This window comes from Desulfosarcina alkanivorans (assembly GCF_009688945.1).
GTDB lineage: Bacteria > Desulfobacterota > Desulfobacteria > Desulfobacterales > Desulfosarcinaceae > Desulfosarcina > Desulfosarcina alkanivorans.
On the sequence record NZ_AP021874.1, the window covers coordinates 2,985,188 to 3,006,912 of the forward strand.

Below are 21,725 nucleotides of genomic sequence, written 5' to 3' on the forward strand. Positions count from 1 at the left end.
TGCCGAAATCAATACGAGGAGGAACCTCTGATGGCAGAACTGAAAAAAACGAAAGGCCCGAAACTGGCCGATCCCGTCGCCGCAACCATCGATACGGCCAGCCAGGAAATGATCGCACGTGCCCAGAAAATGGGCATCGATACGGTCTTTGATCGTGCGGTCCAGATGAAACCCTGCGCCATCGGCATGCAGGGGATTTGCTGTAAAAACTGCTCCATGGGCCCCTGTCGCCTGCCCCTGCCCAAGGGTGGCATCGAAGGCGAAGATACACGCAAAGGCCTGTGCGGCGCCACGGCCAACACCATCGCCGCCCGTAACTTCATCCGCATGATCGCCGGCGGTGCGTCCGCCCACTCCGACCACGGCCGCAGCGTGGCCGAAGTATTCCGGTCGGCGGCCCGCAAGGAGACCGACGCCTACCAGATCAAGGACGTCAACAAACTGCTGGAAATCGCCCCCTTCCTGGATGTGGCCGTCACCGTCGAAGAGGATGGCGAGGTCAAGGATCGCGACGTCGACGAAATCGCAGTGGAAGTGGCCGAGAAAGCCATCAACGAGTGGGGCAAACCCGAAGGCGAACTGCTCTACGCCAAACGTGCGCCGGAAGCGCTGTATGAAAAATGGAAGAAAAACGGCGTGATCCCCCGCAATATCGATCGCGAGATCGTCGAAATCATGCACCGCACCCACATGGGCGTCGACCAGGACTACAAGAACCTGATCAAGCAGGGCACCCGGGCGGCCATCGCCGACGGCTGGGGCGGCTCCATGCTGGCCACCGACCTGCAGGATGTGCTCTTCGGCACCCCCTACCCCCTGCAGTCCGAAGCCAACCTGGGCGTCATGAAGGAAGACCACGTCAACCTCATCGTCCACGGCCATGAACCGGTGCTCTCCGAGATGATCGTGGCCGTCTGCCAGAAACCGGAAATCGTCGAATATGCCAAATCCAAGGGCGCCAAGGGCATCCAGCTGGGCGGCATCTGCTGTACGGCCAACGAGATCCTCCAGCGCCACGGCATTCCCTCGGCGGCCACCTTCCTGCAGCAGGAGCTGGCCATCATCACCGGCGCCTGTGACGCCATGGTGGTGGACATCCAGTGCATCATGCAGAACCTGGCCAACGTGGCCAAGTGCTTCCACACCAAACTGATCACCACCCACCCCATCGCCAAGATGGAGCAGGACAACGTCATCCACATCGAGTTCGACGAGCACTACGCCCTGGAAGATGCCGATAAGATCGTCCGCATGGCTATCGACAACTTCGCCAACCGCGGCGCCGAAGTGATGATCCCCCGCCAGAAGGCCACCCAGGTCGCCGGTTTCGGCGTCGAGTCCATCAAGTATCACTTGGGCGGTACCTTCCGCGGCGACTACTACACCCTCAACGACAACATCATCAACGGCCGCATCCGCGGCATCGCCGGCGTCGTGGGCTGCAACAACGCCCGTACCCGCCACAACGAAGGCCACATCCAGGTCGTCAAGGAACTGATCAAGAACGACGTCATCGTCCTGACCACCGGATGCAACGGCATCGCCTGCGCCATGGAAGGCCTGCTGACGCCGGAAGCGGCAGCCGTGCACTGCGGCCCGGGTCTGGCCGAAGTCTGCGAAACCGTGGGTATCCCGCCGGTCCTGCACCTGGGCTCCTGCGTGGACAACAGCCGCATCCTGCTGGCCGCCACCGAAGTGGTCAAGGCCGGCGGACTGGGCAAGGACATCTGCGACGTGCCCGTGGCCGGCAGCGCCCCCGAATGGATGAGTGAAAAGGCCATCTCCATCGGCCACTACTTCGTCGCCTCCGGGGTTTACACGGTATTCGGCGTGACCCTGCCCACCTCCGGTGCGCCGGTGTTCCACGACTACCTGTCCAAGGAACTGGAAAAGGTCTACGGCGGCAAGTGGGATCTGGAGGTCGATCCCATCAAGCATGCCCAGCTGATGATCGCCCACATCGACAAGAAACGCAAGGAACTGGGTATCGACAAGGCCAGGGAACGCGTCCTCATGGATATGGCCGACCGCCAGGCCCTGGATGCATAATTGATCTTCAACCAGATCCTCAACGAAGGAGGAATACGATATGTCTAAATTAGTCGCATTTGCCGCCATTCAAGGTGGGTACAAAGTGGTCTCCACCGCTGAAGGCCTCTACAAAAAGGCGCTCGAAACTTACAACGCCGATACCAAGATCGGTTTTCCCAACACGGCCTACTACCTGCCGGTGATCTACTCCCTCACCGGCATGAAGGTGGAAACCCTGGAAGACCTGAAGAAACCGCTGGAATTTGCCCGGGGCCTGCTGCCTCCCCATGTCAAGGGCAAAAACCACCTGCCCTACCTCGGTCCCCTGCTGGACGCCGGCATGGGCGCCATCTTCTCCTACGAAATCATCGAAGCCCTGCGGATTCTCGACCAGCCGGATTTCTACATTGCGGAAGAGGATCCGGATATCGACGCCGGAAAGATCTGGGTGGGCCCGGCGGACGACACCATCCTGCGGAAACGCGGTGTGGAGTTCGTGGACGGTTCGGCCCCCGGCTTTGCCGCCATCGTGGGTGCCGCCCCAACGCCTGAAATCGCCAAGGACATCATCGAAGACTACCAGAAACGCAGCCTCTACATGTTCTGCGCGGCCAACCACAACGGCACCTCGGTTATCGAGCAGCTGATCCAACAGGATGTCCAGATCGGGTGGAACACCCGTATCGTGCCCTTCGGACCGGACATCTCCTCGGCCGTATTCGCCCTCGGGTTTGCCAACCGTGCGGCCATGGCCTTCGGCGGCGTCCAGCCCGGCGACCACAAAAAGATTCTGCTTTACAACAAGGACCGGATTTTTGCCTTTGTCAACGCCCTGGGCGACATCGGCACCGAGTGGGGCGTGGCGGCCGCCGGCTGCGTCAACTGGGGTTTCCCGACCCTGGCGGACACCGACATCCCCGAGATCCTGCCCACGGGTATCTGCACCTACGAGCACGTGGTGGCCAACGTACCCCATGACGAGATCTGCCAGCGGTCGGTCGAAGTCCGCGGCCTGAAAACCATCGTCTCCGACATCGAAATCCCCTGCGCCTTCGGTCCGGCCTACGAAGGTGAGCGTGTACGCGGCGCCGACCTGTACGCCCAGTGCGGCGGCGGCAAGACCCAGTGCACCGAGCTGGTCAAGATGGCCGAGATGAACGACATCGAAGACGGCAAGGTCATTGTGGACGGTCCGGACGTGGAAGACCTCAAAGAAGGCGACACCTTCCCCATGGGGATATACATCCAGGTGGCCGGCCGCGAATTCCAGAGCGACTTCGAGCCGATCCTGGAACGCCAGATTCACCATCTGATCAACTACATCCAGGGCATCATGCACATCGGCCAGCGCGACATCTCCTGGGTGCGCATCAGCAAGGCCGCCATCGAGAAGGGGTTCACCCTCAAAGACATCGGTGTCGTGCTGCACGCCAAGTTCCACCAGGACTTCGGCAAGATCCTGGACAAGGTTCAGGTCACCCTGAAGACCAAGAAAGCCGATGTGGACGAGCTGACCAAAAGGGCGCGCGCCGAATACAAAATGCGCGACGAGCGGGTGGAGAAGATGACCGACGAGGACGTGGAAGTGTTCTACTCCTGCACCCTGTGCCAGTCCTTCGCCCCCAACCATGTCTGCTCGGTCAGCCCGGAGCGGACCGGCCTGTGCGGCGCCTACAACTGGATGGACTGCAAGGCGTCATATGAAATCAACCCCACCGGCCCCAACCAGCCCATTGAAAAGGGCGAATGCATCGACCCGGTCCTGGGCCAGTGGAAAGGGGTCAACGACTTCGTCTACAAAGCGTCCCGCGGAGCCGTTACCCATTACAACTTCTACTCCATGGTCACCGATCCCATGACCACCTGCGGCTGCTGCGAGTGCATCGCGGCCATGCTGCCCTCGTGCAACGGGGTCATGACGGTCAACCGCGACTACGCCGGGGAAACCCCCTGCGGCATGAAGTTCACCACCCTGGCCGGCGTCATGGGCGGCGGGGCATCATCACCCGGGTTCGTGGGCCACTCCAAGTTCAACATCACCCAGAAAAAATTCATCAAGGGTGACGGCGGCCTGGCACGGATGGTCTGGATGCCCAAGATCCTCAAGGAAGAGATCAAGGAACGTCTGGAACGATTCGGCAAGGAAAACGGGATCGACAACTTTTACGACATGATCGCCGACGAAACCGTGGGCATCACCGAGGAGGAGATCCTGCCCTACCTCCAGGAAAAAGGCCATCCGGCGCTGTCCATGGATCCGCTGATCGGCTAACAGCAAAGTCGACGGGGCGGGCACCGCTGCCCGCTCCGTTACCCTAGACGAACCGATTCCCCGGTCGTTGCGGCCGGGTGAATTGCCCATACAGACAAGGAGAATAGTATGGCATTAACCGGTATTCAGATTTTCAAACTCCTGCCTAAGACCAACTGCAAGGAATGCGGGGTTCCCACCTGCCTTGCCTTTGCCATGAACCTGGCATCCGGCAAGGCCGAGTTGGACAGCTGCCCCTACGTCTCCGATGAAGCGCGTGAAAAACTCTCCGAGGCCTCCGCACCGCCTATTCGCCCCGTCGTGGTCGGCAAGGGCGTGCGCAAGGCAACCACCGGCGGCGAGACCGTTCAATACCGCCATGAAAAAACGTTTTACAACCCGACCCTGATGGCGGCCCAGATCGGCAGCGATATCGCTGCGGCCGACCTGGAATCCAAGCTCAAGGGCTGGAACGCCCTGCAGTTCGAACGTGTGGGACTGAACCTGCGCCCGGAGCTGGTGGCCGTCAAGGATGTCGACGGAAACGCAGACGCCTTTGCCGCCGCAGCCAAACAGGTCGCCGAGACATCGGAATTCAACCTGATCCTGATGACCGAGGACGCTGAGGTCATGAAGGCCGGCGTGGCCGCCTGTGCCTTCAAGCGGCCGCTGATGTATGCCGCCACCGAGGCCACGGCAGACGCCTTCGGCGCCATCGCCAAAGACAATGACCTGCCGCTGGCCATCAAGGCCGAATCCATCGACGGACTGACCGCCCTGTCGGAGAAGCTCACCGGCATGGGCCTCAAGGACCTGGTGCTCGACCCCGGTTCACGGGACCCCAAACAGTCCAATGAAGACATGATCGCCATTCGCCGCGCCGCACTCAAGGACGGCAACCGCGCCGTGGGTTTTCCCACCATCGCCCTTCCGTGCGAGATGGCGTCCAACCTGGACACAGAAACCATGCTGGCAGCCATGTACGTGGCCAAATACGGCGGCATCGTGGTGCTGTCCGACTTTGCCGGCGAGTCCCTGTTCCCGCTGCTGCTGGAACGCCTCAACATCTTCACCGACCCGCAGCGACCGATGACCGTCACTGAAGGGATCTATCCCGTCAACAATCCCGACGAGAATTCCCGCGTGCTGGTGACCACCAACTTTGCCCTGACGTATTTTATCGTCTCCGGTGAAATCGAGGCCAGCAAGGTCCCCACCTGGCTGCTCATCAAGGACTCCGAAGGCCTGTCCGTGCTCACTGCCTGGGCCGCCGGCAAGTTCGCCGGTGACGATGTGGGCATGTTCGTTAAAAAAAGCGGCATCACCGACAAGATCAAACATCAGGAACTGGTCATTCCCGGCTATGCCGCCGCCATCGTGGGCGACGTGGAAGAGGAACTGCCCGGCTGGACCATCACTGTCGGCCCCCGGGAAGCGGCACATATTCCCGGCTTCCTCAGAGCGTAACCGCAATGTGATCTTACGGTCGGGGCGGACCCAGCGTTGGATTGCCCCGGCCGTCGTTTCCTGGCCGGTTCGCCGGCCATACCGTTGGCAATAGCGTCATCCATGGCCGGAACACTGGCCGGAGCATGATGCCGAGAAAAGAAAGGAAAGTCGCATGTTACTTATCGGCGAAAGTTTAAATGTCATTTCGACAAAGATCGGCCGTGCCTTCAAGGAGCGGGATCCCAAACCGATCCAGGAAGAAGCCCTTTTCCAGAAGGAAAAGCGTATGGACTACATCGACATCAACCTTGGCCCTGCCAAAAAAGACGGCCACGAACTGATGCCGTGGGTGGTCGAAGTCGTCCAGGACGTCGTACCGGATCTGCCCCTGGCCCTGGACACCTCCAACATCGACGCCATCGAGGCGGCCCTGAAAGTCATCAAGCAGGTTCCTTCCGGCACCCCGCACATCGTCAACTCCATCATGTGCCGGCCGGAACGCTACGAGCGCATGGTACCCATGACAGCCGAGTACAACGCCGATTTCGTCGCCCTGATGTGGGGCCCCGAGGGGCTGCCCCGCGATGAGAACGAACGCGCCGCCCTGTGCGTGGAACTGCTTTACTTCGCCAACGAAGCCGGCATCCCCAATGAGAAAATCTGGGTAGACGGCATCGTGACGCCGGTGAACATCCAGCAGCCCCAGGCCATCAGCCTGATGGAATTCCAGAAGATGATTCCGGATATGGCTCCGGGCGCCAGGAGCACCTGCGGCCTCTCCAACATCTCCAACGGGCCGCCCGACCACCTGCGCCCCATCCTGAACCAGACCTACACCGTAATGCTGATGAAATGCGGTATGGAATCGATCATCACCGATCCGCGCGACGAGCAGCAGACCGCCATCTGCAAGGGTGAACGCCAGGACATCGTGGACCTGATCTACGGCATGCTGGATGGTGTTGAACCCGACCGTGCCAGCCTCTCCAAAGAGATGCTGGACTACGCCAAGACCGTTGATGTCATCCTCGGTAAAACCCTGTACTCCGACTCCTGGCTGGAAATCTAAAAGCCGGACACATTTTGTCACAAAAAAGCCCCTTCCACACCGGAAGGGGCTTTTTTGTGGTTGGGGCGGCAATATTCGAATAATGGGCAGAAAATGACGTTACCGTTTGCGGATCGTGAAATTAGAAAGTGGAAACTTGATGGCCCCGAAAACTGCATTTCCGACGAATTCGCAAACGCGCTTCATCTCCACCCATCTCTATCCACTTTCCAATTTCCAATATCAAATCTCAATGCCCCGGCATGCGAGTCTTCACCGTGTGGTCCGATACCGCCCGGGTCCGGTCCGAAAACAGCTTGGCACAGGTGGGGCAATAAGCATGGGTCTCTTTGACATGGGGGTGGGGGGCGGTGCGGCGTTCGATGAAGTCAATAAACCGCGTAGTGGCAAACCATCGACCGCATCCCTCGCAGCGCTCCAGGGGGTGTTTGCCAATCAACTCATCGCGGATCGTCACGGTGCGGACATTCTGGATGTCCTCCACCCGGATCGTATTGGTGGGGCAAATGTTGGCACAGGTGCCGCACCCGATACATCGATCCGGCTCCGGCACCACGAAGGCAACCCCATCAATCTTTTTCATTTTAAGGGCACCGGCGCCGACGATCTCTTTGCACACCCGGATACACAGGCGGCAGCGCACGCATCCGTCCGGCGGCGCCTCCACATCCACCCCGTACTCCGCTGCCATCTGGCGCAACTGGAGCGACTGGGGTGCCATGCGCAGCAAATTCTCGAATGCTTTTTTGCGAGCGGCGTCCACAATGGGTCCCGTGGTTTTAATATCCAGACCATCCGACACTTTAAGAATGCACGACAGCATGGCAATCTGCCGACCGCCGGTCCTGCCGGTGACTTCCACTGCGCAGAGCTTGCACGACCCGGAGGGTTTCAGGGCCGGGTGGTAACATAAGGTGGGGATGCTGACCTGATTTTCCCGAGCAGCCTGGAGCGCCGTCTGGCCCGCCGTCGCCGGGTATGATGTGCCGTCAATCGTTATCGTGATCATCTCATTAATCCTGATAGATTCGTAAATTGTCGTTTTCCGGACGGTTTCCGGATAATGCCGGCATCAAGGATTGCCAATCCCGGGGAATGCGGCGTAACGCAGGCATCGGCTTTTTTAGGAAACCATCAATCCTGTGCGGCGTCCTGAAGGTCGGTAATGTATTCCTGCAGATAGTGCAATTCCGCCGTCAGTTCACCCACGTGGTGTTTCACCAGGTCTGAAATCGTAAGCATGCAGGCGATCCGCCGGTCTTCCACCACCGGCAGGTGGCGGATATCCGCCTTTATCATCATGGCCATGGCGCTGCTCGCCAGATCATCGGGACGGGCGACGATCAAGTTGCCCGTCATGGCTTCGGAAAGCGGCATTTCCCGGAACAGGCGGTGACGCCAGGCCACGTGGCAGCGCAACACATCCCGTTCGGTAAATATCCCCACCGGCTTATCCCCCTCGACGACAATCAAGGCAGAGGCCTTTTGTTCCGTCATCTGGACAATAGCGTCTTCGGCAGTCTGCTGTGCCGGGATGGTATGCACCACCCGGCGCTTTTGCTGGATCACATCCTGAACCCGCATAGGTGTATTGCTCCTGCTGCATTTCCCCCGCCGTTCCAACGATGCGGGTAAAACAGGTGGTTGAACCATTTTATCCAGGCGACCATCAACCGTCGATGGGCCGCAGACAATCCTGGGGCAGCCGATGGGTGCCCTTGCCCTCCAGGCTCACTTCGACCAGTGCATCCGGGTCGTTGATGGCCGTATCCGGATCGGTGATGATGCCGTGAAGGCCGATGAAGCGATCCATGTAAGCTTCCCAGCTCTCGTCCTGGCTGCGTTGAAAGATTTCTACCTTCTGACCCCTTCGGAAAACCATTGTTCTCTCCTGTTAGGATAGCGACCACAGCAGACGAACGTCGAATAAAGCACATCGCCTGCAAAATCTCCTAATAATCCAAAACCAGGACCGTACGTTATACCAGCATGGTATCGACATTGAACCGGGCGTTTTTGGTCCGGGCACACGATTCGCAAACCAGGGCATCCGCCGACACCTGACCGGCTGACTTCACCCGCTGGCTGATAAAATCCAGGTATTTCTTTGGGCCCATGGCCTTTCCGCAGGAATGGCAAAAAACCAGCTTCTGACGGTTGAGGATCGTACCGCAAAGTATCAATAGCCGCTCGTCACCCCGGTCTTCGATTTTCATGGCGCCGGTGGGACAATTGGCCGCGCAGGCACCGCAGGCGATACAGCGCTCCTCGGTAACCCGCAGGTCGGTGTGGCCGGGATGGTCGAAATCCAGATAACCCATTTCAAGGGCGCTGATGCCCATCTTGTCCCGGCAGACCTCCACACATCGGCCGCATCGGCGGCAGATGTCGCAACGCAGGCACCGGCGGGCCTCCTCGCGAACCATGTTTTCGGTATAACCCAGCTCCACCTGCTGAAAGGTGGTCCGGCGGCGGTCCAGGTTGAGCATATCCATGCTTGGCCGCTTGATGACCGTTTTGGTGCTGGCCGGCACCTCGATGCATGCCTCCCGGCGCCGCCGAACGGGAACCGGCGGCATCTGGGGCTGGGGAATGCCCAGCAGGTAGCGATCGATGGCCTCGGCCGCCCGCTTGCCACCCCCGATGGCTTCGATCACCGTGGCCGGACCGGTTACGGCATCTCCGGCGGCAAAGACCCCCTCGACAGAGGTTTCCATGGTGACCATGTTCACGTCAATGGTGCCCCGCCGGGTCCACCCCATGCCGTCCAGGTCGCCCATGCACAGCTGGTCCACTTTCTGACCGATGGCGCTGATCACCACGTCTGCATCCATGGTATACTCGCTGCCCAGAACCGGAACAGGGGACATGCGACTGCTGCCTTCCCGCTTTACCAACTGGGCTCGGACACAGTTCAGCCCCGTAATCTTGTTGTCCGCTCCCACAATCCTGGCCGGTATGGTGAGAAAGGAAAAACGAACACCCTCTTCCTCGGCCTGTTCCACCTCTTCCTCATCGGCCGGCATTTCGTGGCGGGTCCGGCGATAGGCGATGGTCACCTCCGGGCTTCCAAGACGCAGGCAGGTTCGCGCGGCATCGATGGCCACGTTGCCGCCGCCCACTACCACGACCCGTTTTCCGGGCACACGACGCTCTCCTAAAGCCACCCGGCGAAGCAGGTCGATGGCCTCCATGGTCTGGGGAAAATCCGCTTCACCGGGGATGCCCAATTTATAGGCCTTGTGGGCGCCGATGGCAAAGAAGAAGGCCTCATAACCCCGGGACTTCAAATCGTCCAGGGTGACATCTTCGCCAAACCGGGTGTTGTACGCAAAGGTGACGCCCAGTTCTTCCAGCATGGCCACCTCCCGGTCGATCACTTCCCGCGGCAGCCGGTACCGGGGAATGCCCACCATGATCATGCCGCCTGCCGTGGGCAGTGCTTCGATCACGTGAACCCCGTACCCTTTCAGGGCCAGGTAATAGGCCGCGCTCAGGCCGCCTGGACCGGCACCGATGACACAAACCCGTTTGTTCTGGTCCGGGCCTTTTTCCGGATTGCGGTAACTGCCCTCGGACATGGCCCGCTCGGCGGCAAAGGCCTTGAGAAATTTAATCGAAACCGGGGAATCCATGCGACCGCGCACGCACATGAACTCACATGGCCGGGTGCACACCAGCCCGCAGACCCAGGGGAAGGGATTGTCCTGGCGGATCACTTCGATGGCTTCGGCGTCCCGGCCCTCGCCGATAAGCGTTACATAGGTGGGTACGTCGATACCCGCCGGACAGGCCATCTGGCATGGCGCCGGCGTCAGCCATTCACAGGTCTCCGTGGGGCAGTTGTGGGTCTTCACATGGCTTTCGAAGACTTCTCCGTGGGTTTCCATGATCCCGTGAAGATGCTGCCCCAGCCGTTGCCCCTCGGGCGCATGTTCATCGTCCAGCAGGTCCCGGATCAACGCCCGGACGGCCGGCAGATGATCATCACCGGCACGGCCCCAGGCCACGTCATCCAGAAGGCTGTGAATTTCTTCGGCGATACGGCGGCTTTTCGGGTGCGACAAACCACCCTTGCCGATGACACCATCGATATGGTGAATGCTTTCCGTGACCGGACATTGGCTTAGCGACATGAATGACCTCTTGCCCACCCGCATGCTCCCTGCCGCCGTCGCTCCCCCTGGCCGGCATTCAACAATCGGTATCAACGTGCCCTGGCCACGGTAGGAGTGATCCCCCCGGGAAAAGCCCGGAGGGATCTGGAGGAAGGGGTATGGGTGTTGGAAACATCTTTATGGTAAATAAAAGTATACCCGAAATACGAATTTCCATAGCCCGCCCGCATCACAGGTTTCACCCGTGGGGGTGTGAAAGCGGGGCCGGGCCGCTGCCTCAGAAGGCGCTGTGCTCGAGCGAGGCCACGGTCTGGGCATGTCGCTCCCGGCGAATCTGAGTCATATCTTCCACCGTGCCGAATTTCAGGCAGTGGGTGGTACAGGTGGTCACGCACGCGGGATCCAGTCCCTGATCCACGCGGTCTTTGCAGTAATCGCACTTGACCACCTTGCCCGTTTCCGGATTCCACTGGGGGGCCCCCCAGGGGCATGCGGAAATACAGGTTTTACAGCCCACGCAAAGGCTGTGATCTACAAAAACAATGCCGTCACTGCTGCGCTGCTGCATGGCGCCGGTGGGGCAGGCAGCCACGCACCAGGGATTTTCACAGTGAAAGCAGGGCATGAAAATATAGGCGGCCCGGGGAAGTCCGCCGATCATTTTGGGTCCCACCTGGATAATCTGGCACAGCCGGGGCCCGACCGGCAGATTCTTGTTGGCCTTGCACTGCACTTCACAGGCATGGCATCCGATGCATTTCTTGGTGTCCTGAAAGAGATAGTATTTGCTCATAGTCCTCTTATCCTGTTGAATGCCTGCGGGCACCATGGCAACCCACCATGGCGCCCTTGTGGATAGCGGCCGGTCAGGCAGCCTTCACATTGACAAAGGTATCGTGATAGGCGGGGCTTCCCCCCACCTTGTCGTAAATGTTTTCCTGAAGCGCAGCATCGCTGACGCCCCTGTTGTAGGACCGCTCGGCCCGCTTGGCCTGGTGCCCGAACCCATGCAGCAGAAATACACAGTCGGGATGGATCAGGTCGGTGACATAGGCACGCATCTGCCCGGTGTGACGGCTGGAAGCGATCTCCACCATGGCCCGGTCGGCAATGCCCAGTTCGGCGGCCTTATGGCTGTTGATCCAAAGCAGGTTCTCACCGCAAAGCTCGTTGAGGTATTCCACATTCTGGGTGGACACGTGGGTGTGCAGGGCGGCCCGGCCGGTGACCAGCCGGAACTTACCCGCCCCCGGCACCGGCATCGATTCATATGCCGGCAGGGACTCAAACCCGGCGTCCTCGAGCAGCGAGGACTTGAACTCGATCTTTTTGGACGGCGTTTTGAGCTTGAGGCCGTCCATCCGATCCCAGAAAATCTTTGACTTGCCATAGGCAACAAAACCCTTGGCATCAAAATCCGCCATCGTGAATCCCGTGCCTTCCAACTGCCAGCGGACCAGCTCGTCCATGTTTTCGTAGGGAAAATAATCACCGGTGCCGATGCGTTCGGCGATCTGCTTGAGAATCATGGCGCCGTCACGGGTGTCGTAGCGGGGCGTCACCGCCTGGCGCCGCAGAAACATCTGGGGCTTCAGGCCATTGGCCTGCTGGACACAGTCGGTTCGTTCCAGGTAGGTGGATTCGGGAAGGATCACATCGCTGTACCAGGCGATATCACTGTAGTTGATATCGATGGTGACAATCAGGTCCAGCTCGTCCAGCGCCTTGCGGGTCAACGCGGTGTCGGCAATGGACATCAGCGGCTCGAAACGGTAGTTGAACAGGGCCTTGATCGGGTAAGGATCGGCGTTCATGATGGCGTAGGGCAGCCGGTGGGGCACCCCGTGGGCCGGGTCCGGCAACGGGAAGTCGGGCGTTCCCGCCTTGTCGAACCGGGGAACCTCGATCTTGGGGAAATCCTGTTCCACCAGTTTGCGTGCCGCCTTGCCACCCGCTTCACCGGGACCTTTTTTAAAAAAAATGCCGCCCGGGGTCTCGATGGATCCCATCAATGCATTGAGCATGAGAATGGACCGGCGCAGATATATTTCATTGGTGTGGCTGGCTCCCCGATAGCCGTAATGAAAGGCCACGGTCGGGGCATCCTTGGCCAATTCACGGGCCAGTGCAACGATTTCCCCGGCCGGAATCCCGGTCTCCGCTTCGGCCCACTGGGGCGTATACGGCTGCACGAAGTCCTGAAGTTCAGCCAGGCCGTGAACCCAGCGGTCCACAAAAGCGGCATCGTAGAGCCGTTCATCCAGGATCACATGCATCAGGGCGTAATTGAGTGCCAGATCGGTGCCGGGCCGGATCATCCAGTAGCGATGCGCCTTGGTGGCGGTGATCGAGACCCGGGGATCGATGTAGGTCATTTTGGCCCCATCTTCCATGGCGGCCATCAGGTTGTTGACCTCTTTGACCGACAGGGCCTCAAATATGTTTCGCCCGTAAAGCACGATGTGCCGGGTGTTGCGGTAGTCGACCCCGATCTGCCCGTCGGTACAGCCAAACAGGGAGCGGCAGGCCGTGTTGACCGATCCCTTGCACAGGGCATCGTGGGTATAATGGTTGGGCGAACCGATGGCCTTTAAAAAGGTCTTGCTCACGTGCGTGGCCAGCTGGGTGCGCTCGCCCAGCACCACGCTGTGGCCGCCATACTGGTCAATGATCGATTTGAGTTTGTCGCCCACATAATCCAGGGCCTCGTCCCAGCTGGCCTTGCGCCAGTTCCCCGACCCCCGGTCACCGACCCGGATCATGGGGCTCTGTACCCGCTGCCGGTCGTAAAGCAGGGAGGTTCCGGCGGCACCACGGGGACACAAGCTGCCCTCCATGCCTGCCACATGGGGATTTCCTTCGATCCACGTCACCTGTCCATCTTTAACCTTGACCTTGATCGGACACCGGATCGAACACATAAAACAGAGACTGAAAACTTCTTTTTCCATACCTTGCCTCCAGAAAATTGCAATTTTAACGATCTTTATGGGAAAGATCGTCCCGGCTTGGGTACCGCCCGGCCCCCTTTATCTCTGAATGAAAGTCGACAGGGCCGGCATTTCCCATAATTACTGAATCTTCGGCATTACAGCAACAAACATGCCATGATGTGGTGGGTGATGTTGCGACAGCCTTAGGGCCGTCTTTCCTCATCATATTGATGACATTGGTAATACTTTGTGCCATCGGCTGGACGTGAACCAACAGACCGACAGTGAATGTCGACCATATGCATTTTATTTATTGCATTGAAACAATTTAATTGCAATGTTCTGCCGTAAGAAAAAGCCAAGGTTCAGGCGGCAAATCGTCTTGCCGCAGTTTTTTTACTGCGCCGGCCATAGACAATCCAGGTCAGCGGCCACGGTAGGCGCCCTCATAAATTTGTCGGACCAGAGATGAAAATAGCTGTATCGTACAAAGTTTCAAAAGGTTACCATCTCATCGGGAATTCCGCGGAAAGGGCTGCCAGACGATGGCACAGGCTTTGCTGGTTGTAGGGAGATTATTTTTATGGGTGATCTGTATGCTTTTGAAGACAGCCCCTGCGGATTGCCCGGAAGGAAACCGATGAAAAAAGCGTTTGTCCATATCCAGTGTGCGATGCCGGCCATTGAATCCTTTGCCTGGAGCCTGCTGACCGGCACGATCGGCACCTTGATTCTGGCGGGGTTCTTCAGCGGCATCATGAGCCTGGAGACCCTGTCCATTCTGCTGCCCGTTGTCATTGGCGGCAATGCGGCCATCTCCGGTTACATGCTGATCGAACGCACCGAAGACGAAATCGAACGAAAAAAGACGATGGCTGCGGTTGTCGGCACCCTGGTGGCGCTCGTGTCATTCGTGTCGGTCAATGCCCTGTGCTTCCGGATGGGTGGATTTTATCTGATGTCCGGCGTCCAGGGCCTGGTTGCAGCCGTCATTGGGACGGTCGGCGGATGGTCCGGCGGCGTCCTGGCGGTTAAATACAAAGCGCTCAAGGTACAGATTCCCTGATGTTTTTTGTGCTGATATCAATTCAAAAGGTTTGGATGTTTGTGGAAAGGGGGGCAGACAGGTATAGACGACCATACATAAGGGAACCTGCGCCGATTATACTCAATTGTAGACCGTTTTTTCACGGTTTGCCCGACAGGAGGGCAATTTTTAATTTTTCTTAGAGGAGGTTGATAATGAAGAAAGTTTTATTCCCGGCTATTATGTTCACGGTAATAGCTATTTTTGCGGTCACCGGTATCTGCAGTGCCGCAGCCACCATTTCATCGAGCGAATACAAGGCAGGCGACGTGGTTACGATCGAAGGGTCGATCGCGCCCGGACAGGACCTGTACATTGCCATCGCACAGCAGAAAATGTTTGCCGCACAGGACACCGACGGTGCGCATGAAGTCAAACGCTTCAAGAAAGACATGAAGAAGGCCAATTTCAGCGCCGACACCAAGATTCCTCCCATGTATTACATGATCACCAGCAATCCGGATGCCTTCGGCAAGGAAGGCAAAAAGAAATTCGGTGGTCCCTCCGTGCTCCTGGGCAAGGGCGGCGGAATCTACAACACCACCATGTACTACCTGAAAAAGAAATTCGAAGAAGTCGATCCGGTTGCCCAAACGATGCTTGGCCCCATCCAGACCGAAGAGCAATGGAATTTTCTCAGGTATGCCAACGAGTCAAGCTACGGCATCAACACCATCGTCAAAGAGGGTAACAACGTCGGCAAGGTGACCATCTTTTCCCGTACGGTGATCACCGACCACGCCACCAGCGGCAAGTACTGGGACAAGGGAACCTCCATCAAGCTGGACAAAGACACCGGCAAGTTTACCGTTTCCTTCAAATCCTATCGCCACACCGCACCGGACACCGGGTTCGATGTATACGTCAACGGTGAAAAAAGCGGTTCCTACAACATTACCGGCAAAGGGTTCTGGCTGAGCAAAGGCTATCGCTACATGAACCCCCTCTGGATCACCATCGGCGCGATTCTCGTGGGCACGTACTTCTCCATGATCGGTGCTGCAGGCGGCATGCTGATGGCGGCATTCCAGGTGCTGGTCGTTAAAACCGCAGGTCCCGTCGGCATCAACGCCGCCAACGTGTTGAAGCCCTCCAACATGGCGCTGACCCTTTTCTCACCCCTGGGCTCGTTTTATCGTTATGCGGTGGTGGAACGGCGGGTTGCCTGGCCGATTGGTCTGTCATTCGGACTCGGCATCTTCATCGGCTCCATCTGGCTGGGCAAATACGTGTCCGCCGTCCTGCCCCTCAAGGCCTACAAGGAGTGGCTGGCCGTGCTGGTCGTGCTCATGGGTATCCAGACCCTGCGGGAACTGTCCCCGAAAATGATGGAAAAACGTAAAAACATCAAAGCCATGGTCAAAAAGTTCAACGATGCCGTGGCCAAGGCCAAATCCGAAGGGTCTTCCGTGGAGATGGGCCGCATCGAACCGGTCAAGAGCAGCCTGGTGGATTACCGGTTCAAATTCTGGGGTGAAGAGTTCAAGATCAACCCCCTGCTTTTCGCCATCCTCGGCCTGGCCATCGGCGTGGTATCCCGGTCTTTCGGTATCGGCGGGGGTTTTCTGCTGGTACCGGCCATGACGACCCTTGGGGCGCTGCCCATGTATGTGGCTGTCCCCATTTCACTCATCGGCACCTCCTTTTCCAGTATCGGCTCCTTCATCGGGTACCTGATGACCGGCTATTATCCGGACCTGTGGCTGATGATTGCCATTATTATCGGTGGGTTTGCCGGCGGTATGCTGGGCAGCCGGGCGCAGAAACTCTTCAGCGAAAAAACACTGAAGGTGGTTCTGGCCATCACCCTGTTTTTCCTGTTCTTCCGTTTCTTCAAGATCGAGATCTGGATCTAGTCGATGGGTTAGGATAATGGTGGGGGAAGGCAATCGCCTTCCCCCTTTTTGTTTTCACCAATACGTCTTACCGATAGGGGCTGTGAATGCGTTTCCCCGGGGTTAACCATGGATGATTTCCTGGACATGCTGTGGGACAGGATTATGGACGGGATCGGTGCCATCGCCGCCATACTGGACGCTATCCTGGCTCCGCTAAATCAGCACCTGGGCCCGGCAATGGTGATTCTGCTGCTGGTGGCCGTGCTGGTCGCGTTTACCAAGCTGCTGGCCAGGGTATACCACACCCAACGATACGTCGAACTGAAAGCGAATTACGAACACTGGTTTGAATTGCGTAAAGAAGCGATGGCCTGTGAAGATCGCGAAAAGGGTAAGGCCCTGGCAAGAAACATTGACCAGGTCCAACTCAACAAAGCTTATTACGACTACTTCTTTGAAGGCTTCCTGAAAAGCATCATCACCACCATCCTGCCGATTCTCTTTGCAGCAGCCTACGTCAACAGAGCCTATGCGCCCGACAATCTGATGCGACTCGTTGGCCGTGACTATATCTATAAATTCTCACGTTCGGGGAGCGATCCCGTCGTCATCAGTTCCTTTTTCTGGTTTGTGATATCCCTTTTTCTGGTTTACCTGGCATGGTTCGCGGCCGGTGTCATCATAAGAACGTTTTTCGGAAAAAAGAAAACAAGGCGCCTCGATTCAGAATCGGACGCAAGGCCGTCCGAGGGTCCCCAAGACTGAATACCTTTTAGATCTGCCGCATCGGCAGCACGGCTATTTTTCACGTGGTATCGCCTGACCGTGATTGGCGGCACAGCTACCATCAGAACCATCATCCGGCACCTGTTCGCTCACCAATGGATTTATTTGGGGCTATGAAACCTAAAAAAACGATCGGCGACATTGTTGGCGCAATCCTCTTTCTGGTGTTGTTTCCGGCGGCTCCCGCCATGGCCACTCAGGGTCATGCCGGCATTGAAGGAGTGTGGGTCCACCAGTTTGCCCATCTTTTTTTCCTCTTTTCGATGATGCTTTTAATCTACTGGCTCCGGCAGGCAGGACTGGTCAAGAGACCCGGATGGCGCTACATCCAGTATGTGGCCCTGTTCTTCATTCTCTGGAATGCAGACACCCTGCTGGTTCACTTTCTGGATGAACAGATTCGGGCAGTCAAGGTAGCCAGTCTCGGCCGGTGGCAGATACACGTCTCTGCCACCGGCGGCCGCGAATGGCTGGCGGCTTTATACTATATCGCCAAACTGGACCATCTGCTGTGCGTCCCGGCCATGGTATGCCTGTGGCTGGGCCTGCGCCATATGCTCATAGAGGCCCCACCGGCAGAATCAGGTGGAGGTGTCCGGTAATGAACGTTTCCCTGATACCTATCTGGGCCGTGGATGTACTCGGATCCATCCTGATGATCGTGTTCGCGTTTCTCAGTTTCGGCCTGAGCCTGCGCCTTAAAAAAAAAGATCCCAACAACATCGTCATCACCTATCTGCTGTGGGTGTGCCTGTCCCTGTTCGTATTTGCCATCTCCCGATCCGCCGGCCACCTGCTCAAACAGATTTTCCTGCTGACCGGTCTCCAGGACCTGTGGTCCGCCATCCGGCCATTTTCCGGCGCTGTCAACACGTTCACCTTCATTGTGGTGGCCTCGGTCACGCTTTTTTTCGAACGGACATGGGCCAATTACGGAACCATCCTGAAGGATCGCCAGGCCCTTCAGACCGCTCACAAGGAACTGCTTTATCTCAACCAGAATCTGGAACAGCTGGTTGAGAACCGGACCGAGGCGCTGGTCATTTCGGAGCAGAAATACCGGCGGATCTTCGAAGTCTCCAAAGATATGATCCTGGTCACCCGCACCGACGGCCGGATCGTGAACCTCAACCCGGCAGGCAAGCAGATGGTAGGGTTGACCGCTTCCGGAACCAACACGATCGAGGGACAATTTTTTCAGGATTTTCTGTCCCGCCCCGAGGACTGGCATGCCATCAGCCGTCACATCGAAGACCGGGGCTTTATTTCCAGTGAGGAATTCGATCTCAATCTGGAAGATGGCAACCGGCGCCGGGTACTGCTTTCCGGCAGCCTGGCGAAAAGTCCCTCCGAAGAGGGAGAAACCATTCACTTTCTGATAAAGGACATTGAACAGCGCCGCTTGATGCAAAAACAGATGGCCCAGGCGGACAAGCTGGCCTCCATCGGCGAACTTTCCTCGGGGATCGCCCACGAGATCAACAATCCCCTGGGGATCATACTGGGCTATACCCAGCTGCTGCTGCGCAGCGAGGCGCCCAAGTCAGACCGATACAGTGATTTGAAAACCATTGAAAAACACGTCAAGTCATGCAAGGCCATCGTGGAAGATCTGCTCAACTTTGCAAGAACCTCCAGCCCGCGGAAGGCCAACCTGGACATCCACGCCGTCATTGACGATGTGATCGGATTCCTCCGCCATCACAGCAACCTGGAAAACATTCAGATAGAAACCGATTTCGAAACCGACATACCTCCGGTGCTCATGGATGAAAAAAAGATCAAACAGGTGCTTATCAACCTGCTGATGAACGCCATCCATGCGGTGACGCCCCAAGGCGCCATCAAAATCACCACGGGACTCAACGTGGCGGCACGGCGGATTAGCGTCGAGGTGTCGGACACGGGGCATGGCATCGAAAAAGAAAACCTGCCACGGATCTTCGATCCCTTTTTCACAACGAAACCCACCGGTGAAGGCACAGGCCTCGGACTTTCGGTCAGCTACGGCATCATCAAAGGTCATGGCGGTAACATCACGGTAAAAAGCAAGCGCGGCCACGGAGCGGCGTTTACCCTGTCGCTGCCCGTCACGCCCCCCTATCAGGGAGATCAACCATGACACAGCATCTGCTTATCATCGACGACGAACCGGACATGCTCACCCTTCTCAAACGGAGCCTGGAACCCGAACTGGGGTGTCAGGTGGATACCGCGTCCTCCGGGGAAGCCGGTCTGGAAATGATTCGCGCCACCGACTACGACCTGGTGCTGGCGGATATAAAAATGCCCGGCATCAGCGGGATAGAGGTCCTGGAACAGATAAAGGCCGACCGGGGCGAAGAGGTTACGGTGGTGATGATGACCGCTTACGGACGCATCGAAATGGCTGTCGAGGCCATGAAGCACGGTGCCTATGACTTTATCACCAAGCCTTTTGATCATGATGCGCTGGTCATGCGGCTGGAAAAGGCCTTCGAGCGCAGCCGCCTGCTCAAAGAGAACCTGAGGCTGCACCACGAATGCCGCTCAACGGATATGTTCCAGAAGCTGGTGGGCAAAAGCCCCGAAATGCAGCGGGTCTATGATACGATCAGAATGATCGCCAAAAATGACCTCACCGTTCTGATCACCGGGGAATCCGGCACCGGCAAGGACCTGACCGCCCGTGCGGTTCACGCCCTGAGCAACCGGAACACACGTCCGTTTATCGCCGTGAACTGTCCCACCGTACCGGAGCACATACTGGAAAGCGAGTTGTTCGGCTATAAAAAAGGAGCGTTTACCCATGCCACCCGCGATAGAAAGGGCCTGTTCCAGGAAGCGCACACCGGCACCATCTTTCTGGACGAAATCGGTGACATCGCGCCCACCATCCAGACCAAGCTGCTGCGGGTGCTTCAGGAAAAGGAAATCAAACCGCTGGGAGAAGCGCGCCCCATCCAGGTGGACGTGCGGATCATCGCCTCCACCAACCAGCCGTTGTCTGAAAAGATAAAATCGGGTGACTTTCGTGAAGACTTTTTCTATCGTCTCAACGTCCTGCCCATCCATCTGCCGCCGCTTCGCGAGCGCACAGGGGACATTCCCCTGATCGCCAACCATCTGCTGGAAAAACATTGCGCCAAACTCGACAAACCCCTGAAACGATTATCTCCGGAATTGATGGATGCCTTCGTCGGTCGACGGTGGGAGGGCAATGTGCGTGAAATGGAAAATTTGATCATGCAGGGGATTCTCTTTTCGCCCGCCGACGAAATTACCCCCAAGGACGTTGGCATCCCCCGGGAACCGTCACCGGGGCCGGGGCCGGACATGCCGCCATTTCTGGACCTGCCCTACAAGGAAGCCAAAGAGAACAATCTGAGCACCTTCAATGCCACCTATATCGGGCACATGCTGACCTTGAGCAAGGGCAATGTCACCCAGGCGGCCAAGGCCTGCGGTCTGGAGCGCCAGGCCCTGCAGCAGATCATGCGACGCTACGGCATTTCTGCGGAGCCATATCGGCAGTCGCCCTGAAAAGAATAAAGGGGATGGGCGCACGGCCGCCCATCCCCCCTCTTCCATGAAATCTCCGATAATTACTGGATGCTGATCCGCTTCGGCTTGCCGGTCTCCGGTTTGGGGATGTTCAGCTTCAGCACACCGTCCTTGTATTCGGCTTTGATCTGTTCCGAATCCGTTTCCGCCGGCAGGGTGAACGAACGTTCGAACCGTCCGAAAAACCGTTCACGAAGGGTGTATCGCTCCTCCTTGACCTCGTTGTCACTGGACCGCTCCCCCTTGACCGTCAGCACCCGGCCGTTCACATCGATGGCGATCTTGTCCTTTTCCACGCCCGGGAGTTCGGCTTTCATCACGATGTGGTCGTCTTCCTCGAAGATGTCCACCTTCGGGTTCCACCCCCGGATCATATCCGTTCGGCTGCCATCGAAGAAGCCATTGAAAAGGTCGTCGAACACGCTGTCCATCCGTTGCCGGACATTGAACAGATCTCTGGTTGGATTGAATCTGACAAGCTGCATGATATTACCTCCCTGTCTGTGGGTCATCGACCCGTTGCCAACTGTTTGACGGTAAGGTAATTACACACAGGTGCGTGTCAATACTTTTTATCATATTACTTTTTAATTTTTTTATTTTTAGTAATTTTAATAAAG

The 21,725-nt window shown here is 57.6% G+C and carries 17 protein-coding genes; 10 read left to right on the forward strand and 7 right to left on the reverse strand.

The annotated features are described in order from the left end of the window. Window positions 1-30: 30 nt before the first annotated feature. The 4 genes from cooS (at window position 31) to DSCA_RS13170 (ending at window position 6,800) form a co-directional block, all read left to right on the forward strand. On the forward strand, window positions 31-2,049 hold the full coding sequence (cooS, locus tag DSCA_RS13155; RefSeq protein ID WP_155316862.1) for an anaerobic carbon-monoxide dehydrogenase catalytic subunit: 2,019 nt from the start codon (window positions 31-33) through the stop codon (window positions 2,047-2,049). Between the two features lie 40 nt (window positions 2,050-2,089). Further along, complete coding sequence (acsB, locus tag DSCA_RS13160) at window positions 2,090-4,303, forward strand: acetyl-CoA decarbonylase/synthase complex subunit alpha/beta (RefSeq protein WP_155316863.1); 2,214 nt, start codon at window positions 2,090-2,092, stop codon at window positions 4,301-4,303. Between the two features lie 108 nt (window positions 4,304-4,411). Beyond that, complete coding sequence (gene acsC, locus DSCA_RS13165; protein WP_155316864.1) at window positions 4,412-5,749, forward strand: acetyl-CoA decarbonylase/synthase complex subunit gamma; 1,338 nt, start codon at window positions 4,412-4,414, stop codon at window positions 5,747-5,749. Between the two features lie 154 nt (window positions 5,750-5,903). Further along, complete coding sequence (locus tag DSCA_RS13170; RefSeq protein WP_155316865.1) at window positions 5,904-6,800, forward strand: dihydropteroate synthase; 897 nt, start codon at window positions 5,904-5,906, stop codon at window positions 6,798-6,800. Window positions 6,801-7,029: 229 nt separating this feature from the next. Here the strand turns inward: DSCA_RS13170 and DSCA_RS13175 are convergent, their stop codons facing one another. From DSCA_RS13175 to DSCA_RS13200, 6 genes are all read right to left on the reverse strand, one after another. Next, window positions 7,030-7,809, reverse strand: a complete 780-nt coding sequence (locus tag DSCA_RS13175; RefSeq protein ID WP_155316866.1) for a 2Fe-2S iron-sulfur cluster-binding protein — start codon at window positions 7,807-7,809, stop codon at window positions 7,030-7,032. A gap of 125 nt (window positions 7,810-7,934) precedes the next feature. Then, window positions 7,935-8,384 (reverse strand): CBS domain-containing protein, encoded by a 450-nt coding sequence (locus tag DSCA_RS13180; protein WP_167527756.1) that lies wholly within the window; start codon window positions 8,382-8,384, stop codon window positions 7,935-7,937. An 85-nt stretch (window positions 8,385-8,469) separates the two neighbouring features. After that, the gene (locus DSCA_RS13185; RefSeq protein ID WP_155316868.1) at window positions 8,470-8,682 is read right to left on the reverse strand and encodes a hypothetical protein; all 213 of its coding nucleotides are present in this window, start codon (window positions 8,680-8,682) and stop codon (window positions 8,470-8,472) included. Between the two features lie 97 nt (window positions 8,683-8,779). Further along, complete coding sequence (locus tag DSCA_RS13190) at window positions 8,780-10,936, reverse strand: FAD-dependent oxidoreductase (protein ID WP_155316869.1); 2,157 nt, start codon at window positions 10,934-10,936, stop codon at window positions 8,780-8,782. Between the two features lie 259 nt (window positions 10,937-11,195). Continuing rightward, window positions 11,196-11,711, reverse strand: a complete 516-nt coding sequence (locus tag DSCA_RS13195; RefSeq protein WP_155316870.1) for a 4Fe-4S dicluster domain-containing protein — start codon at window positions 11,709-11,711, stop codon at window positions 11,196-11,198. A gap of 73 nt (window positions 11,712-11,784) precedes the next feature. Then, window positions 11,785-13,869, reverse strand: a complete 2,085-nt coding sequence (locus tag DSCA_RS13200; protein ID WP_155316871.1) for a molybdopterin-dependent oxidoreductase — start codon at window positions 13,867-13,869, stop codon at window positions 11,785-11,787. Between the two features lie 622 nt (window positions 13,870-14,491). On the opposite strand from DSCA_RS13200, the gene DSCA_RS13205 reads away from it, so the two are divergent. The 6 genes from DSCA_RS13205 to DSCA_RS13230 all read left to right on the forward strand — a co-directional run bounded on the left by DSCA_RS13205 (window position 14,492) and on the right by DSCA_RS13230 (window position 21,084). Beyond that, a complete protein-coding gene (locus tag DSCA_RS13205) occupies window positions 14,492-14,917 on the forward strand; it encodes a hypothetical protein (RefSeq protein ID WP_155316872.1) in 426 nt (141 codons plus the stop codon). 176 nt (window positions 14,918-15,093) lie between these two features. After that, window positions 15,094-16,794, forward strand: coding sequence for a sulfite exporter TauE/SafE family protein (locus DSCA_RS13210; RefSeq protein WP_231716476.1), 1,701 nt, complete (start codon window positions 15,094-15,096; stop codon window positions 16,792-16,794). A 108-nt stretch (window positions 16,795-16,902) separates the two neighbouring features. Further along, entirely contained in the window at window positions 16,903-17,541 is a 639-nt protein-coding gene (locus DSCA_RS13215; protein WP_155316873.1) for a hypothetical protein, read from the forward strand. Between the two features lie 134 nt (window positions 17,542-17,675). Then, entirely contained in the window at window positions 17,676-18,164 is a 489-nt protein-coding gene (locus DSCA_RS13220; protein ID WP_155316874.1) for a hypothetical protein, read from the forward strand. Then, window positions 18,164-19,684, forward strand: a complete 1,521-nt coding sequence (locus DSCA_RS13225; RefSeq protein WP_155316875.1) for a two-component system sensor histidine kinase NtrB — start codon at window positions 18,164-18,166, stop codon at window positions 19,682-19,684. The genes DSCA_RS13220 and DSCA_RS13225 overlap by 1 nt, the downstream gene beginning before the upstream one ends. Continuing rightward, window positions 19,681-21,084 carry a sigma-54-dependent transcriptional regulator gene (locus DSCA_RS13230; protein WP_155316876.1) on the forward strand — a complete coding sequence of 468 codons (1,404 nt, stop codon included), beginning with the start codon at window positions 19,681-19,683 and terminating at the stop codon, window positions 21,082-21,084. Before DSCA_RS13225 ends, DSCA_RS13230 begins: the two co-directional genes overlap by 4 nt. A gap of 62 nt (window positions 21,085-21,146) precedes the next feature. Here DSCA_RS13230 and DSCA_RS13235 read toward each other — a convergent pair whose 3' ends face one another. Then, a complete protein-coding gene (locus tag DSCA_RS13235; protein WP_167527757.1) occupies window positions 21,147-21,590 on the reverse strand; it encodes an Hsp20/alpha crystallin family protein in 444 nt (147 codons plus the stop codon). Window positions 21,591-21,725: the final 135 nt, after the last annotated feature.

Excerpts from the sequence above, each read along its gene's own strand:
- DSCA_RS13205 (WP_155316872.1), top strand. The coding sequence starts at position 14,492 with ATGAAAAAAGCGTTTGTCCATATCCAGTGTGCGATGCCGGCCATTGAA.
- DSCA_RS13195 (WP_155316870.1), bottom strand. The coding sequence starts at position 11,711 with ATGAGCAAATACTATCTCTTTCAGGACACCAAGAAATGCATCGGATGC.
- DSCA_RS13190 (WP_155316869.1), bottom strand. The coding sequence starts at position 10,936 with ATGTCGCTAAGCCAATGTCCGGTCACGGAAAGCATTCACCATATCGAT.
- DSCA_RS13200 (WP_155316871.1), bottom strand. The coding sequence starts at position 13,869 with ATGGAAAAAGAAGTTTTCAGTCTCTGTTTTATGTGTTCGATCCGGTGT.
- DSCA_RS13170 (WP_155316865.1), top strand. The coding sequence starts at position 5,904 with ATGTTACTTATCGGCGAAAGTTTAAATGTCATTTCGACAAAGATCGGC.
- DSCA_RS13215 (WP_155316873.1), top strand. The coding sequence starts at position 16,903 with ATGGATGATTTCCTGGACATGCTGTGGGACAGGATTATGGACGGGATC.
- acsC (WP_155316864.1), top strand. The coding sequence starts at position 4,412 with ATGGCATTAACCGGTATTCAGATTTTCAAACTCCTGCCTAAGACCAAC.
- DSCA_RS13230 (WP_155316876.1), top strand. The coding sequence starts at position 19,681 with ATGACACAGCATCTGCTTATCATCGACGACGAACCGGACATGCTCACC.
- DSCA_RS13225 (WP_155316875.1), top strand. The coding sequence starts at position 18,164 with ATGAACGTTTCCCTGATACCTATCTGGGCCGTGGATGTACTCGGATCC.
- DSCA_RS13175 (WP_155316866.1), bottom strand. The coding sequence starts at position 7,809 with ATGATCACGATAACGATTGACGGCACATCATACCCGGCGACGGCGGGC.
- DSCA_RS13180 (WP_167527756.1), bottom strand. The coding sequence starts at position 8,384 with ATGCGGGTTCAGGATGTGATCCAGCAAAAGCGCCGGGTGGTGCATACC.
- DSCA_RS13235 (WP_167527757.1), bottom strand. The coding sequence starts at position 21,590 with ATGCAGCTTGTCAGATTCAATCCAACCAGAGATCTGTTCAATGTCCGG.
- DSCA_RS13220 (WP_155316874.1), top strand. The coding sequence starts at position 17,676 with ATGAAACCTAAAAAAACGATCGGCGACATTGTTGGCGCAATCCTCTTT.
- DSCA_RS13210 (WP_231716476.1), top strand. The coding sequence starts at position 15,094 with ATGAAGAAAGTTTTATTCCCGGCTATTATGTTCACGGTAATAGCTATT.
- cooS (WP_155316862.1), top strand. The coding sequence starts at position 31 with ATGGCAGAACTGAAAAAAACGAAAGGCCCGAAACTGGCCGATCCCGTC.
- acsB (WP_155316863.1), top strand. The coding sequence starts at position 2,090 with ATGTCTAAATTAGTCGCATTTGCCGCCATTCAAGGTGGGTACAAAGTG.
- DSCA_RS13185 (WP_155316868.1), bottom strand. The coding sequence starts at position 8,682 with ATGGTTTTCCGAAGGGGTCAGAAGGTAGAAATCTTTCAACGCAGCCAG.